Raw genomic sequence first — 15,641 nt, forward strand, 5'->3', positions numbered from 1 at the left:
CGTGCCGCGATGCCGGGCGATGGAGCGGCGGACGAAACGAATCGGGGAGCCCGCCATGTGCATCGCCCACGTCGCCCTCTGGACGCACGATCTCGACGCCTCGGCCGACTTCTGGTCCCGCCACTTCGGCGCGACCGTCGGGGAGGAATACGTCAGCCGCAACCGCCCGGGCTTCCGCTCGCGCTTCGTCCGCTTCGCCTCCGGCGCGGCGCTCGAACTGATGACCGGTCCCTGGGTCGAGGGCGAGAAGGCCGATCCCGGCGAGCGCATCGGCTGGGCCCATGTCGCCGTCTCGCTCGGCTCGGAAGCCGCGGTGCGCAGCGCCGCCGAACGGCTCGCCTCGGAGAACGCGCTGATCTCGCCGCCGCGCACCACCGGCGACGGCTACTTCGAAGCGGTCGCCCGCTCGCCCGAAGGGGCGCTGGTGGAGATCGTCGCCTGAGAACTCGGTCGAACGGCGTGCGGCCTCACTCGGCCGCCATCTGCTCGATCTCTTCCTCGTGGAAGCTCTGGACGATGTGGCCGGCGAGCGCGTCGACCGCCGCGCCGTTCGCCCGCGGGCTGCGCATCATCTGCACCTCGTAGTGCCCGATCGGCGGCAGGTCGCGCTCGTCGATCGGCACCAGTTCACCGTCGATGACGCTGCGCGGCAGCGGCGCCACGGCGAGATCGGCGAGCACCGCCGCCATCTGACCGACGTAGTGCTGGCTCGAATAGGCGACCCGGTAGGGCACGCCCATCTGATCGAGCGCGTCGGTCGCCCGCATCCGCCAGCAGCAGGTCGTGCCGGAGACGGCGAGCGGCAGCGGCCGACGCTGATGCGCCTCGCCGTGGCGCACGCCGGCCCAGACCAGCTTCTCGCGATGGACGATCGTCCCGGTGAACGGAACGGAGCAGCCCATCCCCGCCGAGACCAGCGCGATGTCGATCTGGCCGGCGTCGAGCCGAGAGACGAGCTCGGTGCTCGGCCGACAGTCGACGTCGACCTGGACGAGCGGATGGCTCGCCGCGAAACGAGCGAGAATGCGCGGCAGGAAGCGCGTCGCGTAGTCGTCGGGCGTGCCGAGCCGGACCATGCCGGCGGTGTCGGCGCAGCGGAAGCGCATCAACGCCTCCTCGTTGAGGCGCAGGATCCGCCGGGCATAGCCGAGCAGGTCGTCGCCCGCTTCCGTGAAGACCACCGAGCGCCCGTCCTTGGCGAAGAGCGGACGCCCGACGATCTCCTCGAGCCGCTTCATCTGCATCGAGACCGCCGAGGGCGTGCGATGCACCGCCTGCGCCGCCCGACTGAACGAGCCGGTGCGGGCGATCGCCGCGAAGGTCTTGAGGAGGTCGATCTCCAGCATCGCCGAACCGCCCAGGGCGGCACCGCCCGCGTTCGCTCCATCCCGCAGCACGTCCATGACGACACCTCGAATGTTCAATCTCACTGATGAGGGAGATTAGACCTTTTCGTTTGTCTGATCAATTGGACGCGCGCATCCTGTCATCGTCGGCCGGAGAGCGGTCGATCCCCGACCATCGGGACCACGGAAACGTCGAAGGCCACCGCCTTCGCGAACGGGAGAACACGGCCATGCGCGACGCCGCACTCGAAATCGCCCGCGGTCGCGACGACTGGGCCCCCTCGCTCGGCCGCCGCTTCGCCGAGACCGTCACGAACGCCCTCGCAGCCCTGCTCGGCCGTCGCCGCGCCGCGGCCGATCTGGCGGTGCTGCGCAGCCTGGACGCGACCGGCCTCGCCGACATCGGCCTCGCCCCGCACGATCTCGTCGGCCTCGACGACGACCCGCGCGCCGCGACCCGTTCGCTCGCCGCCCGGGCCCGCGCGCGCCGCGCCGATCACGCCGATCGCTGGGCGAGCCCGACGCTGTGAGCCGATCTTCGGGAGAAACGACGGCGGGGTCTTTTCGTAGGCTCCGCCCTCGCCTATATTCGTCGTGCCGTCGCAAGGCGGCTATGGCGATAAACGAACGGCGCAATAAGCCTATCGGACCCGGGGGCAGTACCCGGCGCCTCCACCCGAGCCCATCGCGACCAGCCGCGGTGGGTTCCGGCGGGGGCGAACCAGGATCGACGAGGGTCTAAAATCCGGTCTTTCGCTCGGCATGATACCGCCGTCATCGGGTCAAAATTATAGTTGCCAACGACAACTATGCTCCGGTTGCAGTGGCCGCGTGAGCGGTCTCTGACTCCGGTCAACAAGTCCTGACGTGTAGCAGCGTCTAGGCGGGGTTCGGGGGCACCTGGCAACAGAAGCCCTCACTTCCTTCTCCGCCCCCCTCCGATCGCCCGCGTGGCGAATCCGCGCGTCTTGCGCTAGAAGAGAGGACGGACACCGCACGAGCCGAGCCGAAAGCGAACCGCCATGACCCAGGATCTCATCCGTTACGACGTTCTCGTGCAGGAAGCCCTGCGCGGTGTCGTCCGCAAGGTCATGGGGGAGATCGCCAAGACCGGTCTGCCGGGCGACCATCACTTCTACGTCTCCTTCGACACGCGCCACCCCGGCGTGCGGCTCTCCGGCCGCCTGCGTCAGCGCTATCCGACCGAGATGACGGTGGTGCTCCAGCACCAGTACTGGGACCTCGAGGTCAACGACCAGTATTTCGAGGTCGGCCTGTCCTTCTCCGGCATCCCGGAGCGGCTGCACGTGCCGTTCAATTCGGTGAAGGGCTTCGTCGACCCCTCGGTCGAGTTCGGCCTGCAGTTCGAGGTGATCTCGGAAGCCGGCGAGGAGGCCGCCGACGGTGCCCGTCTGGTGCCGGTCGAGCCCTCGGTCATCCCGACCCCGCCGGCCCCCGAACCGGTCGTCGTCAAGGTCGAGGACAAGCCCGCCGCCCCCGCCGCAACGGCTGTCGAACCGGCCGCGCCTCCGTCTGATACCGGAGCGACGGTTGTCTCACTCGACAAGTTCCGCAAGAAGTGATCAGCTCGAGGGCATGAGGCGGTCATGACCGAAATCCTGTCGCTCTCGAAGGCTCGCAAGGAACGCGCCCGCGCGGAAGACAAGCGCCGCGCCGAGGAGAACCGTGCCAAGTTCGGCCGGACGCGCTCCGAACGCGAGACCGTCACGATGATCGACCGGATCGACCAGCGCCGCCTCGACTCCCACCGCCGCGAAGAGATCCCTGCGCCGCCTCGATCGGAGGACGACGCCTCTCGCGGCTGATCCCGAGGAGGCTGCCATGGACAAACGTTCCATGACCATTGCCGGCCATCGCACCTCGGTCGCACTGGAACCCGAATTCTGGGCGGCACTCGAAGCCATCGCCGCGGCACGCGGTTCCTCGCTCTCCGCGCTCGTCGCCGAGATCGACGGAACACGCACCCCGACCCGCAACCTCGCCTCCGCCATTCGCGTCGCCGTGTTGGCCCACTGGATGCAACGCGCCGCCTGAGGGCGCGGCGACGTCACGCGTCGCCGACCGCCTTCGACGTCACGGTGCGCCGACCGCCGGCCCGACCGGTGCCTTCGCCTCGGGAAGCGCCACAGGCGGCATGATCTTCGCCGCCTCGGCCGCCTCCCGCGCGCGCCGTCGTGCCTCGATGCGGTCGAGGATCGAGCGCGCGCGCAGCCGTTCGATCCGCCCCTGGCGTTCGACGTCGCTCGCCTCGATCTCGCGTTCGGTGCGCTCGAGCAGAAGATGCGCCGCGAGCGGCGCCTCGTCGATGGAGAGAAGCGGCGAAAGGACGTTCCCACCGAGCACCACGTCGACCGCCGGCACCGCCCGCGAGATCGGCGTCGCCAGCCGCACCGCGGCCTCGCCCGTGGGCTCCACCGTGATCGCCCCGTCGAGCTTTCCCGTCGCCACGTCGAGCCCGGCGCGCGCGCCGATCCGGACCGCCCCGGCCGCGAGATCGACCCGCGGCAGACGCAGCTGCCCGCCGTCGAGGAGGAGCGGCACGTCGGTCGCCTCGAAGGCGGTGGCCCTTCCCTTCATCGCCGCCAGCGCCTCGGCGGGCTCGAGCGTAGGCCCCGCCGGCCGATGCGCCGTCGCCGCCGGATCGACGCCGAGGAGGCGCGCCGCGGCGAGCGTCATCCGCCCGCTGCCGCCGGCCCGCGCCACGAAGTCGCGACCGCTCGCGCCATGGGTCTCGAAGGCGACCTCGCCGGAAAGCCGCCCCTCGAGCGCCGGCCGCGCCGTCCCCGCGACGAGGGAGATGCCCTCCCCCGCGATCCGTCCCGACAGCGCCAGCCCGTCGCCCGCCCGCCGCGCCTCGAGGCCGCCGGTGAGCGCGAGCGATCCGTAGGTCGCGGCGAGATCGGCGAGTCGCACCGACCCGTCCGCGCTCGACACCCGGCCCGCGAGCCCGGTCAGCGCGAAGGCCTCACCGACGTCGAGCGTCGCCGCCCGCGCCGTCGCCTCGAGATCGAAGGGAAGTCCGGCGAGGCCGAAGAGAAGCGTCGCCGCCTCACCGCGATCGATCCCGATCTCGCCGGAAAACTTCGGCCGCACGCCCGTGAGGTCGACGAGCCCCTGCGCCGTGGCGCGGATGCCGACGACCGTGCCCTCGGCCTGCTCCACCCGCCATTGCCCGCCGTGCCCACGAACCGAGGCCGAGACATCGACCGGCAGGCGCCGTTCGAAGGCGAGGCCCGGCCGGCCGACGAGGGCGCCGAGTGCGGCGAGATCCGGCGAGGCGAGCCGCCCCGTCGCCGCCCATTCGCGTGCGCCCGAGGCATCCCGCCCGTCGTGCCCCTCGATCGTCAAACGGCGATCGCCGAAGCCGGCGTCGAGCGAAAAGCGCAGGCCCTCCGACGGCCGCCCGGCGATCGTGCCCGACAGACGGATGCCGTCGCCCGCCGCGAGGCCGAAGCGCTTCGTCGCCTCGCGGCCCAGGCGCGCGTCGGAAAGCGCCAACCGCCCGTCGATGCGACCGCTCGCGACGTCGTCGGGGCGGCCTTCGAAATCGAGATCGCCGGAAAGCCGCCCGCCGGCGGCGCGGCCCGCGAGCGTCGCCTTCACCCGGCTGCCGGCCTCGGCCGCGGCGCCCTCGACGACGAGATCGAGGTCGAACGAACCGGCGGCGGCGCCCGCCGCCTCCCACGGATCGGCGGCATCCGGCGCGAAGGCGGCGGCGAGTGCCCGCGCGGTGCGGGCCGCGTCGGTCGCCGAGAGCTTCGCCTCGATCCGCCCGCGCGGCGCGGCGAAGGGGTCGGCGATCCGCCCGCCAGCTTCCAGCTTCGCCCCCAGAAGGTCGGCGACCGCCAACCGGTCGATCGCCCATTCGCCCGGCGCGATCCTGAGCCCGGCGCGCACCCCGCGCGCCGTCGGCCCGCCGAGGGTCACGGCCGCGACGTCGAGATCGACGTCGATCGACCGCTCGACACCCGGCGCCCCGCCCACCGCGGTCGCGGCCGCCGCGAGGCCGAAGAGGCGGCGCCCGTCGAGTCGCTCGGCGACGAGCCCGAGCCGCGTCAGTCCGTCGGCCCGCCGTTCGATCCGCCCGCGTGCCCGTTCGGGTCCCACCGCGATCTCGAGATCACGGCCGAAGAAACCGTCGCGCGACAGGACGAAGGGGCCGGTGACCTCGATCGCCCCGATCCGCCGCGTCCCCGCCGCCTCGCCCGCCCACCAGGCGGCGAGGTCTTCCGGCTCGGCGACGGCGAGCATGCCGGTACCGTCGAAACGCGATGCCGCCGGATCGAGCCGACCCGAGACATCGAGCTTTCCACCACCGGGAAGGCGCGCCGCGAGCCGATCGATCGCCACCCCGCCCGGCCGCCCGCGCGCCTCGACGGAAACGTCGGAGAGCACCCGCCCGCCGAGCGTCAGCGCGTCGACGCCGAGCGTCACCCGCAAGCCCGCCGGGAGCACGACCGGCGCTTGCGATCCGCCGAGCCGTTCGGCCAACGCCGCGACGCGCGCCCGCGCGCCGCCTCCCGTCTCGCCGCGGTCGAGATCGATCCGCGGCGTCGCCAGCACCGCCTCGAAGGTAGCGCTCTTGCCGAACGTCGCAGCCAGCCGTCCGGTGAACTTGGTCTCGTCGCCGGCCGCCCCGAGCGTCAGCGCCAGATCCTCGACCCGCGCGCCGGAGACGTCGGCCTCGAGCCGCCCGGTCGCACTCGCGACCGGCACACCGCCGTCGCGACGCTCGAGCGACACGGTACCCGCGAAGGTCGGCCGGTCGGCCCCGTCGATCGTGCCCAGGAGGAGAACGCTCGCCGTGTCCGCAGGCGAGGCGAGCAGCGCCCGCAGCCGTGTCGTCGCCCCGTCGGGACGTGCCGCCACTTCGAACCGCAGATGTCTGCCGCCGTGATCGCCCTCGACGTCGAGCCGCCACTGGCCGCCGTTGCCTTCGACCCGGCCGCGGCCGGCGATCGCCGTCACGCTCTCCTGCCGACCGGAACGGCGGTCGGCGAGGCGCAGCGTGCCGTCGACGATCCGCGCCGTCTCGATGCCGATGCCGGCGAGATCGCCGCCGGCGGCGGGAAGACCGGTGACGCGACCGTCCGCGTCGATCGCCAGATCGAGCCCGGGGCGTTCGAGCACCAGTTCGGCGACGCGCACGTCGCCGTGCGTCAGCGCCGCGACGTCGAGATCGAGTTCGAACCGGCCGACGCGGGCGAGCGGGCGGGCGACGTCGCCCACCACCACGTCGCCGAAACGGACGCGAGGGCTCGGCAGCAGACGCGCGTCGACGTCGCCGAGCACGGTGACGGGGGCGCCGACGATGCGGCTCGCCTCGCGCTCGAACACGGCGCGATGCGCGCTCCAGTCGACGAAGAGCGGCCCGACCAGCGCTGCGACCAGCGCCAGGATGATGGCGACCCCGATGCCGATATAGGCCGAGTTCACCGCGCCCTCCGCCGGTTCCGCATCAGATCGTGACGATCTTTCCGGGGTTCATGATGCCCTGCGGGTCGAGCGCCTGCTTGATCGCCGCCATGGCGTCGAGGGCGGGACGACCGTGCTCGGCTTCGAGATACTTCATCTTGCCGGTGCCGACGCCGTGCTCGCCCGACGCCGTCCCCTCCATCGCCAGCGCCCGCTCGACGAGCCGGCCGACGAAGGCCTTCACCGTGTCGATCTCGGCGGCGTCGTTCGGATCGAACAGCGGCAGGACGTGGAAGTTGCCGTCGCCGACGTGGCCGACGATCGGCGCGACGAGACCCGAGGCCTCGATGTCGCGCTTGGTCTCGGCGATGCACTCCGCCAGCCGCGAGATCGGCACGCAGACGTCGGTCGAGAAGGTCTGGCAGCCCGGACGCATCGCCATGCCCGCCCAATAGGCGTCGTGGCGCGCGGACCAGAGCCTGGTGCGCTCCTCCGCCACCGTCGCCCAGGTGAAGGGCCCGCCGCCGAGGTCCTCGGCGATCTCGCCGAAGCGGGTCGACTGTTCGGCGACGCCGGCCTCGGTGCCGTGGAACTCGAGCAGGAGGAGCGGCGTCTCGGGCAGCGACAGTTTCGAATAGGCGTTGCAGGCCTTCACCTGCGCCTCGTCGAGGATCTCGATGCGGGCGACCGGGATGCCCGACTGGATGGTGGCGATCACCGCATCGGCCGCCGCCGCGACGTTCGGGAACGGGCAGATGCCGCCCGAGATCGCCTCCGGGATGCCGGAGAGGCGCAGCGTCAGCTCGGTGATGATGCCGAGCGTGCCTTCCGAACCGACGAAGAGGCGGGTGAGATCGTAGCCGGTCGCCGACTTCTTGGCGCGGCGCGAGGTGACGACCACCTCGCCGGAGGCGGTGACGACGCGCATGGCGATCACCGTGTCCTTCATCGTGCCGTAGCGCACCGCATTGGTGCCGGACGCCCGCGTCGCCGCCATGCCGCCGAGCGTCGCGTCGGCGCCGGGGTCGATCGGGAAGAACAGGCCGGTGTCGCGCAGCTGCTCGTTCAGCGCCTTGCGGCGAATGCCGGGTTCGACCACCACGTCGAGATCTTCCGGGTGGACCGCGACGATGCGGTCCATCGCCGAGACATCGACCGAGACGCCACCGAAGGCCGCGTTGAGATGACCCTCGAGCGAAGTGCCGGCACCGAAGGGCACGATCGGGCAGCGATGAGCGGCGCAGATCTTGACGATCTCGACCACCTCGGCCTCGGAACGGGCGAAGACCACCGCGTCCGGCGGCTGATTGGGGATCCAGGTCAGCGTGTGGCCGTGTTGTTCGCGCATCGAGGCGGCGGTCGAAACCCGCTCGCCGAACCGGGCCTGCAAGGCCGTCACCGCTGCCGAAATCGCCGCCTCGTCGCGCACGCGTCCGCTCATCGTCGTCTCCGAGAAAAAGGAAGGCGGACCCTATCAGCCGATCGTGACGGACGAAAGGTCGAGACGGCGCCTCAGCCCCGCTCGAGCGTGCGTGCGACCATGCGCGACAGGGCCGGCCCGATCGCCACCAGGACGAAGAACCGCACCGCCTGCAGCGCCAGCACGAAGGAGACGTCGACCGGCGTCGAGGCGGCGATGACGGCGATCGTGTCCATGCCGCCCGGCGAGGTGGCGAGCCACGCCGTCAGCGGATCGATGCCGAGCCGCTGGTGAAGCTCCAGCGCCACCACCGCCGAGACCGCCATCAGGACGACGATCGACGCGGCGATCCACGGCAGCGCGCGCGCCGCGTGGACGACCGAGGCGCGGGTGAAGCCGAGACCGATCGTCCAGCCGAGGCCGGTATAGGCGGTGACCAGCAGCCAGGTCGGCAGTTCCATCGCGAAGACGTCCGAGCCGTGCAGCACCGCGCCGACGACCAGCGGTCCGATCATCGCCCCCGACGGCACCCGCGACAGCACGCCGAGCACGCCCATGACCACGACCAGCGCGATCGTCAGGGCGAAGGGGCCGGGATGGATCGGTGGAAACAGCACCGGCGGGGCGGGCATCGCCTCGACGCCGATGAAGAGCCGCGCCGCGACGGACGCCGTCGAGGCGACGAAGAGCACGCGGACATATTGCATGAAGGCGACGAGCTGGACGTCGGCGCCGTAGTGGGCGGCCTGCACCACCATGGCCGAAGCCGCGCCCGGCGAGGAGCCCCAGACGCCGGTCGTTCCCGGCACGATGCCGAAGCGCGACAGCGCCCAGCCGAGAAACGTCGCCGTCGCCACCATCAGCGCGACGGCGCCGAGCAGGATCGGCCATTCGTGCCGGAAGGTGGCGACGATCGACGGCGTCAGCGCGGTGCCGAGCATGGCGCCGACCACCGCCTGGGAGGAGAGGAAGACCCGCCGCGGCACGGCGAGTTCGATACCCGCGAGGCGAACGCCGATCGCCGCGAGCAGCGGTCCGATCAGGAAGGAGGCGGGCAGCCGCGCCTCCTCGAAGCCGAGCGCCACGACGAGCGACGCCGCCGCCAGGATCGCCCAGCCGGCAACACCGTTCAAACTCTTCGGACCCGTCATCCGCGCGCTCCTTCGCCCGCCGTCGCGGGCGACCGCGATCGACCACGAAGCTCCGCCGCGGTCAAGCGTCGCAGCGCGTCGAGGAGCTCCTCGCGGCGCGCATGGCGCGCTTCGGCGCGTTTCTCGGGGGATCGGCAGCACTTCGGACTCGCCTTCGTCACGGAAATGTCATTAATTCCGCGCGACGAAACGACCGCGGATCATCTCCATGCTGTCCTGGTTCCGGGCGATCATGCCCAAGGAAGACGGGTTCTTCGATCACTTCGAGGCCCATGCCCGTGTTCTGCTCGACGGCGCGAAGGCGCTGCACACCCTGCTCGCCGGTGCCCCCGACATCGCCGCCGCCGCGGCCGAGGTGAAGCGCCACGAGAACGCCGCCGACGACATCACGGCCGAGGTCCTGCTGGCGGTGCGCCGATCCTTCATCACGCCCTTCGACCGGGTCGACATCAAGGATCTGATCGAGTCGATGGACGACGCCATCGACCAGATGCACCAGACCTCCAAGGCGATCCTCCTCTTCGAGGTGACCGCGTTCACCGAGTCGATGCGCGAGATGGCGGCGATCGCCGTCGAGGCGGCCGAGCTGACCGTCCAGGCGATCCCACTGCTCAGGAAGATCGGCGCCAACGTCGCCGAGCTGAACGCCTACGCGGTCAAGATCACCGAACTCGAGGGCCGCGCCGACAAGCTGCACGATCGCGGCCTGAAGGAACTCTTCGTCGCCCATCGCAATTCCGACCCGATGGCCTATACGATCGGTGCCGAGATCTACAGCCACCTCGAGCGCGTCGCCGACCGGTTCGAAGACGTGGCCAACGAGATTTCCGGCATCGTCATCGAGCACGTCTGATCGACCTGCCGAGACCGAAGAGAGTTCCATGGACGCCACGCTGGCCCTGCCCCTCCTCGTCGGCCTGATCGCCGTCGCGCTCGCCTTCGACTTCCTGAACGGCCTGCACGACGCGGCGAATTCGATCGCCACGATCGTCTCGACCCGCGTGCTGTCGCCGCAGTATGCCGTCCTCTGGGCGGCGTTCTTCAACTTCATCGCCTTCATGTTCTTCGGCCTGCACGTCGCCCAGACGCTCGGCAAGGGCATCGTCGAGGCCTCGGTGATCGACCCGCGCGTCGTCTTCGGCGCGCTGACCGGGGCGATCACCTGGAACGTCGTCACCTGGCTCCTCGGCATCCCGTCGTCGTCGTCGCACGCCCTCGTCGGCGGCCTGATCGGCGCCGGCACCGCCAAGGCCGGCATCGCCGCCGTCGTCATGTCGGGCTTTCTCCAGACCACCGCCGCGATCGTGCTGTCGCCGCTGCTCGGCTTCATCCTGGCGCTGCTGCTGGTGGCGGTCGTCAGTTGGATCTGCCGACCCTTCACCCCCTTCGCGGTCGACCGCTCCTTCCGCTCGTTGCAGTTCCTCTCCGCCTCGCTCTATTCGCTCGGCCACGGCGGCAACGACGCGCAGAAGACCATGGGCATCATCGCCGTGCTGCTCTGGTCGCAGGGCTACCTCGGCGGCGAGTTCCACGTCCCCTTCTGGGTGGTGCTCTCGTGTCAGGCGGCGATGGGCATGGGCACGCTCTTCGGCGGCTGGAAGATCGTCCACACCATGGGCTCGAAGATCACGCGGCTGACGCCGATGCAGGGCTTCTGCGCCGAGACCGGCGGCGCGATGACGCTGTTCTTCGCCACCTGGCTCGGCATTCCGGTGTCGACCACCCACACCATCACCGGCTCGATCGTCGGCGTCGGCGCGGCGCGGCGCACCTCCGCGGTGCGCTGGAACGTCGCCTCCTCGATCGTCGTCGCCTGGGTGGTGACGATCCCGGCCTCGGCCGCGATCTCGGCCGCCTCCTGGTGGCTGGTGGGGCTGTTCTGATGGCGAAGGCGTCGGCAGAACCCACCGTTCCGCGCCGACAGATCGCCGCCCTGCCCTGGCGGATCGTCGACGGCCGCCTCGAGGTCTGTCTGGTGACGACCCGCGAGACCCGCCGCTGGACGGTGCCCAAGGGTTGGCCGATGCGCAACCGCTCCGACCGCGACGCCGCCCGCCTCGAGGCCGAGCAGGAAGCCGGCCTCACCGGCAGACCGGGCAAGGCGCCGGTCGGCACCTTCGACTACTTCAAGCGACTGATCGATCGCTTCGAACTGCTGCGGGTCGAGGTCTACGCGCTGAAGGTGGCGAAGACCCTCGACGACTGGAAGGAGAAGGGCGAACGCGACGTGCGCTGGTTCACCGTCGCCGACGCGAGCCTCCTCGTCGAAGAGCCGGAACTGGCGACGCTGATCGCCCGTTTCGCTCCCGAGGCGTGAGCCTCGCAACAACAGGACCCGGCGTGAGCCTCGGCCGCCCGGGCCTCACGCGAAACCCCGGACGACACCGATCGCCGCCCCCGCCGCCACCACGACCCACGGCGGCAGCCGCCACACCGCCAGCGCGACGAAGGCCGCCGTCGCGATCACCGCGTCGCCGCTCGACCGGATGCCACCGGTGAAGACCGGATCGTGGAAGGCGGCGGCGAGCAGACCGACCACCGCCGCGTCGATGCCGGCGGCGACCGCCGCGACCCGCGCCGAGCGCCGGAGATCGCGCCAGAACGGCAGCAGCCCCGCGACCAGCAGCCAGGACGGCGCGAAGATCGCCAGAAGCGCGATCGTGCCGCCGAGCCAGCCGCCCGGCCCGATCGTCGCCACCGATCCGAGGAAGGCTGCGAAGGTGAAGAGCGGCCCCGGCACCGCCTGGACGAGGCCGTAACCGGCGAGGAAGGCCTCCGGCGCCACCCGCCCGGTCTCGACGAAGCCCGCCTCGAGCAACGGCAGCACCACGTGACCGCCGCCGAAGACCAGCGTTCCCGCCCGCCAGAACCCGTCGATCAGCGCGCCGACGCCGCCGCCCGTCGCCCACGACGGCAACAGCACCGATCCGGCGAGAAGCAGCGCCAGCCAGCCGATCGCCTCGCGCCGACCGATCGGTGTCGAAAGATCGCCGCCAGCCCCCCGCCGCGGCATGCGCGATCCGAGGAGACCTCCGGCGGCCCCGCCGACGACGATGGCGCCGATCTGGCCGAGCGGCCCGGCGAGTGCCGTCGCGACCCCCATGCCGAGGACGGCGATCGCCGCCGTCTCGCGCGTCGCCGCCAGCGTCCGCGCCATGCCGAGGAGTGCCACCGCCACCACCGCCACCGCGACGACCGCCAACCCGTGCAGCCAGCCGCCGGAGCCCGCCCCGGCGAGGCCGAGCCCGGCCGCAGCAGTGAGCATGATCAGCGCCGACGGCAGGGTGAAGCCGACGAAGGCGGCGAGTGCACCGAGCCGTCCGGCGCGCAGGAGGCCGATCGCCATGCCGACCTGCGACGAGGCGGGACCGGGGAGAAACTGGCAGAGCGCGACGAGATCGGCGTGGGTGGCATCGTCGTGCCAGTGCCGGCGGACGACGAATTCCTCGCGGAAATAGCCGAGATGGGCGATCGGCCCGCCGAAGGCCGTCAGCCCCAGACGCAGGAAGGCGAGGAAGACCTCGCCCACCCGTCCCTCGGGGTTCTTCTCACGATCCGTCGTCCCGCCCATGGTCTCCCCCGCCCTTCGCGGGAGAGAATAGACCGTCGACGACGGCGGCGTGAACGCTTCGCCTCAGGCGGCGCGCACTTCGGCGAGGAAGATCTCGACCGCCGCACGCAGCCCTTCCGCCTCGCGGGCGAGCTCGCCCGCCGACGACAGGACCTGCGTCGAAGCCGCGCTCGACGACGAGGCGGCGGTGCTGACGCCGCCGATGTTGGCGCTGACGTCGGAAGCACCATGGGCGGCTTCCTGGACGCTGCGCGAGATCTCGACCGTGGTCGCGCCCTGTTCCTCGACCGCCGCGGCGATCGATCCGGCGATGGCGTTCATCGTGTTGATGGTGGAGCCGATCGCCTCGATCGCGTCGGCCGCGCGATGGGTCGAGGTCTGGATGGTGGAGACCTGCCGGCCGATCTCGCCGGTCGCCTTGGCGGTCTGCTCGGCGAGCCCCTTGACCTCCTGCGCCACCACCGCGAAGCCGCGACCGGCCTCACCGGCGCGCGCCGCCTCGATCGTGGCGTTGAGGGCGAGGAGATTGGTCTGCGCCGCGATGTCGGAGATCAGCTGGACGATGGTGCCGATCTGATCGGCCGCCGCCGCGAGGCTGCGCACCTGATCGGTCGACGCCTCGGCTTGCGTCAACGCCGCCGCCGCGGTCGCGGCCGAACGTTCGACCTGACGGCCGACCTCGGCCACGGTCGCGGAGAATTCCTCGGTCGCCGCCGCCACGTTCTGGACGTTGGCGGTGGCCTCTTCGGCGGCAGCTGCGACCGCCACCGACTGGGCGGACACCTCTTCCGACGACGACGACAGCGTGCTCGCCGCCGCCTCGAGTTCGGTCGCGGCCGAAGAGACGGTCGTCACGATGCCGCCGACCTGCGCCTCGAAGCGATCGGCCAGCGCCAGCATCGCCGCGCGCCGCTCCGCCGCCGCATGGGCGTCGGCCTCGCGCTGCGCCGCCTCGAGCGCCAGACGCTCGCGGGCATTGTCGCGGAACACCTCGACCGCCTTGGCCATGCGGCCGATCTCGTTGCCGGCGTCGCGGCCGGGCACCACGACCTCGAGATCGCCGCCGGCGAGACGACCCATGGCGTCGGTCATGCCGGAAATCGGCCGCGAGATCGCCCGCCCGATGACGAAGGACAGGCCGACCAGCGCCAGCACGGCGCCGAGCAGGGTGAGCTGCATCTGGCGCTCGACATGCTTGGCGATCGCGGCGGCCTGCGTCTCGGAAGCCTTGCGCAGGGCGGTGGCGGCGGTCTCGATCTCCGCCATCTTCGGCTCGATGCCGCGATGGACCTGCGCCATCTGGTTCTCGGCGTCGTTCACGCGCTTCGCGCCGGCGACCCAGGCGTTGAAGCCCGAGCGATAGATCGTCGCCAGACGCACCAGATCGTCGCGCTCCGTCGGCGGCAGGTCGAGCGACTCGGCGCGGTCGACGATGAGGGTGAGCTGGCGATCGAAGCCCTCGAGATACTTGGCGTCGCCGCGCATCATGTAGTCCTTCTCGTGGCGACGCGCCTTGAGGAGGATGGTCTCGAGATCGGCACCGGCGCCGAGACCGGCGATCACCGCCTCGGTCTGGTGGGCGGCGCGGCGCAGATCGCCCTGATAGCCGCTCTCCGGCGTCAGGCCGAGCTTCTTCTTGGCCGAGACCAGCTTGTCGAAGGCGCCGAAATAGCTGGCGATGCCGGTCGAGATCTCGGTGAGCGTCCCGGCGATACGGGCGCGCTCGCCCTCCTTCACCAACTCGCCGAGGCGCGTGAGGTTCGCCATCGCGGCCTTGCGGCCGGCATCGTGTTCTTCGAGCGACTTCTGGTCGAGCCGTATCAGGAAGTTCTTCTCGGCGCGCCTGAGCTGGAGCAGCGTCGTCTCCAGTCCGCCGACCTCGTCGGCGAGCGCCCGATTGGCCTCGGCCTCGACCAGCGCGACGTCGCGCTCGTTGTTGCCGGTCACCTGGACGGTCGCCACCACGACGAAGGCCGCGACGGCCACCGCCGTGATCGACGCAACTTGGAAGCCGATCCGCAGATCGGAAAAACGCAATGCCATGACGGACCCCGGGAAGCATTGTTGGGTGCCCTCATGACACGCCCAACGGGTTTATCCGCGGTTAATCGAATCCCGGTGGTGAGCCGATTTCTTCCGATGTTTCCGAGGGTCTGCGCCGAATACGTCGGCAGCTGCCCAAATCAGAGTCAATTACGCAACGTCACTCAGTAAAATTCGATGTAAATTGCGACAGTAGCGGGTTACCGCGACGAATGATCACCCCCTCCGCCGCGAGGCCCGCCCGCGGTGGATCGCGGGGTGGCGGGGCGACGGGACCCGCCGACGCAACGGGCCGCGGTGGTCGGTTCCCGGGGGCGGCGGCAGGGGCCGAGGGCGCGAGCGTCACTTCAGCCGGAAATAGTTCCTGAGCGCCAGGCCGATGAAGAAGACGAGGAGGATGGAGAGGAGGTTCTGGACGATGGTCGCCGCCTGCAACGCGGCCGGCGGCAACGGGATGCAAGGCTTGAGCGCGGTCTCCCCGGCCGCGGGAGCCGGCGGCGGCGACCCGCAGAACAGGAACTTCTTGACCTCGCCGTCGATGGTCAGCGGCCCGACGAAGGGGATCGAATTGGCCACCGCATAGAGTTTCGCGGCCTCTGACGTTGCCCCCAAGTTTTATCCAGTTCTGAGTTCGCTCTGGCGGATGGGATTGCCTTGTTGGGCGGGGTGCGCGG

15 protein-coding genes and 1 other RNA gene are annotated in these 15,641 nt (G+C 71.0%); 9 read left to right on the forward strand and 7 right to left on the reverse strand.

Annotated elements, in window-relative coordinates; translation table 11 throughout:
* The first annotated feature begins 55 nt into the window (after window positions 1–55).
* Window positions 56–442 carry a VOC family protein gene (locus ACT53U_RS04240; protein WP_476152997.1) on the forward strand — a complete coding sequence of 129 codons (387 nt, stop codon included), beginning with the start codon at window positions 56–58 and terminating at the stop codon, window positions 440–442.
* Window positions 443–467: 25 nt separating this feature from the next.
* On the opposite strand, the gene ACT53U_RS04245 is transcribed toward ACT53U_RS04240, so the two are convergent.
* Window positions 468–1,403 carry a LysR substrate-binding domain-containing protein gene (locus tag ACT53U_RS04245; protein WP_476152998.1) on the reverse strand — a complete coding sequence of 312 codons (936 nt, stop codon included), beginning with the start codon at window positions 1,401–1,403 and terminating at the stop codon, window positions 468–470.
* A gap of 173 nt (window positions 1,404–1,576) precedes the next feature.
* Between ACT53U_RS04245 and ACT53U_RS04250 the strand changes: the two genes are divergently transcribed.
* The 5 genes from ACT53U_RS04250 to ACT53U_RS04270 all read left to right on the forward strand — a co-directional run bounded on the left by ACT53U_RS04250 (window position 1,577) and on the right by ACT53U_RS04270 (window position 3,401).
* Complete coding sequence (locus ACT53U_RS04250; protein WP_476153000.1) at window positions 1,577–1,876, forward strand: hypothetical protein; 300 nt, start codon at window positions 1,577–1,579, stop codon at window positions 1,874–1,876.
* A gap of 27 nt (window positions 1,877–1,903) precedes the next feature.
* Window positions 1,904–2,267: a transfer-messenger RNA gene (gene ssrA, locus ACT53U_RS04255) on the forward strand.
* A 101-nt stretch (window positions 2,268–2,368) separates the two neighbouring features.
* The gene (locus tag ACT53U_RS04260; protein ID WP_476153002.1) at window positions 2,369–2,929 is read left to right on the forward strand and encodes an SspB family protein; all 561 of its coding nucleotides are present in this window, start codon (window positions 2,369–2,371) and stop codon (window positions 2,927–2,929) included.
* 24 nt (window positions 2,930–2,953) lie between these two features.
* Window positions 2,954–3,172 (forward strand): DUF4169 family protein, encoded by a 219-nt coding sequence (locus ACT53U_RS04265; RefSeq protein WP_476153004.1) that lies wholly within the window; start codon window positions 2,954–2,956, stop codon window positions 3,170–3,172.
* Window positions 3,173–3,188: 16 nt separating this feature from the next.
* A complete protein-coding gene (locus ACT53U_RS04270; RefSeq protein ID WP_476137788.1) occupies window positions 3,189–3,401 on the forward strand; it encodes a ribbon-helix-helix domain-containing protein in 213 nt (70 codons plus the stop codon).
* Between the two features lie 39 nt (window positions 3,402–3,440).
* Here the strand turns inward: ACT53U_RS04270 and ACT53U_RS04275 are convergent, their stop codons facing one another.
* From ACT53U_RS04275 to ACT53U_RS04285, 3 genes are all read right to left on the reverse strand, one after another.
* The gene (locus ACT53U_RS04275; RefSeq protein WP_476153006.1) at window positions 3,441–6,803 is read right to left on the reverse strand and encodes an AsmA family protein; all 3,363 of its coding nucleotides are present in this window, start codon (window positions 6,801–6,803) and stop codon (window positions 3,441–3,443) included.
* 22 nt (window positions 6,804–6,825) lie between these two features.
* The gene (locus tag ACT53U_RS04280) at window positions 6,826–8,223 is read right to left on the reverse strand and encodes an FAD-binding oxidoreductase (protein ID WP_476153008.1); all 1,398 of its coding nucleotides are present in this window, start codon (window positions 8,221–8,223) and stop codon (window positions 6,826–6,828) included.
* Window positions 8,224–8,294: 71 nt separating this feature from the next.
* Window positions 8,295–9,353 carry an AbrB family transcriptional regulator gene (locus tag ACT53U_RS04285; RefSeq protein WP_476153010.1) on the reverse strand — a complete coding sequence of 353 codons (1,059 nt, stop codon included), beginning with the start codon at window positions 9,351–9,353 and terminating at the stop codon, window positions 8,295–8,297.
* Between the two features lie 208 nt (window positions 9,354–9,561).
* On the opposite strand from ACT53U_RS04285, the gene ACT53U_RS04290 reads away from it, so the two are divergent.
* The 3 genes from ACT53U_RS04290 to ACT53U_RS04300 are packed head-to-tail and all read left to right on the forward strand — an operon-like array spanning window position 9,562 to window position 11,670.
* Complete coding sequence (locus tag ACT53U_RS04290; RefSeq protein ID WP_476153012.1) at window positions 9,562–10,206, forward strand: DUF47 domain-containing protein; 645 nt, start codon at window positions 9,562–9,564, stop codon at window positions 10,204–10,206.
* 28 nt (window positions 10,207–10,234) lie between these two features.
* Window positions 10,235–11,236, forward strand: a complete 1,002-nt coding sequence (locus tag ACT53U_RS04295; RefSeq protein ID WP_476153014.1) for an inorganic phosphate transporter — start codon at window positions 10,235–10,237, stop codon at window positions 11,234–11,236.
* Window positions 11,236–11,670, forward strand: a complete 435-nt coding sequence (locus ACT53U_RS04300) for an NUDIX hydrolase (RefSeq protein ID WP_476153016.1) — start codon at window positions 11,236–11,238, stop codon at window positions 11,668–11,670. The genes ACT53U_RS04295 and ACT53U_RS04300 overlap by 1 nt, the downstream gene beginning before the upstream one ends.
* Before the next feature lie 45 nt (window positions 11,671–11,715).
* Here the strand turns inward: ACT53U_RS04300 and chrA are convergent, their stop codons facing one another.
* The 3 genes from chrA to ACT53U_RS04315 all read right to left on the reverse strand — a co-directional run bounded on the left by chrA (window position 11,716) and on the right by ACT53U_RS04315 (window position 15,543).
* Entirely contained in the window at window positions 11,716–12,924 is a 1,209-nt protein-coding gene (gene chrA / locus ACT53U_RS04305) for a chromate efflux transporter (protein WP_476153018.1), read from the reverse strand.
* A 63-nt stretch (window positions 12,925–12,987) separates the two neighbouring features.
* On the reverse strand, window positions 12,988–14,967 hold the full coding sequence (locus tag ACT53U_RS04310) for a methyl-accepting chemotaxis protein (protein ID WP_476153019.1): 1,980 nt from the start codon (window positions 14,965–14,967) through the stop codon (window positions 12,988–12,990).
* A gap of 342 nt (window positions 14,968–15,309) precedes the next feature.
* Window positions 15,310–15,543, reverse strand: coding sequence for a hypothetical protein (locus tag ACT53U_RS04315; RefSeq protein WP_476153021.1), 234 nt, complete (start codon window positions 15,541–15,543; stop codon window positions 15,310–15,312).
* Between the last annotated feature and the right edge of the window lie 98 nt (window positions 15,544–15,641).

It is taken from the genome of Pinisolibacter sp. DMC19, from assembly GCF_056313985.1.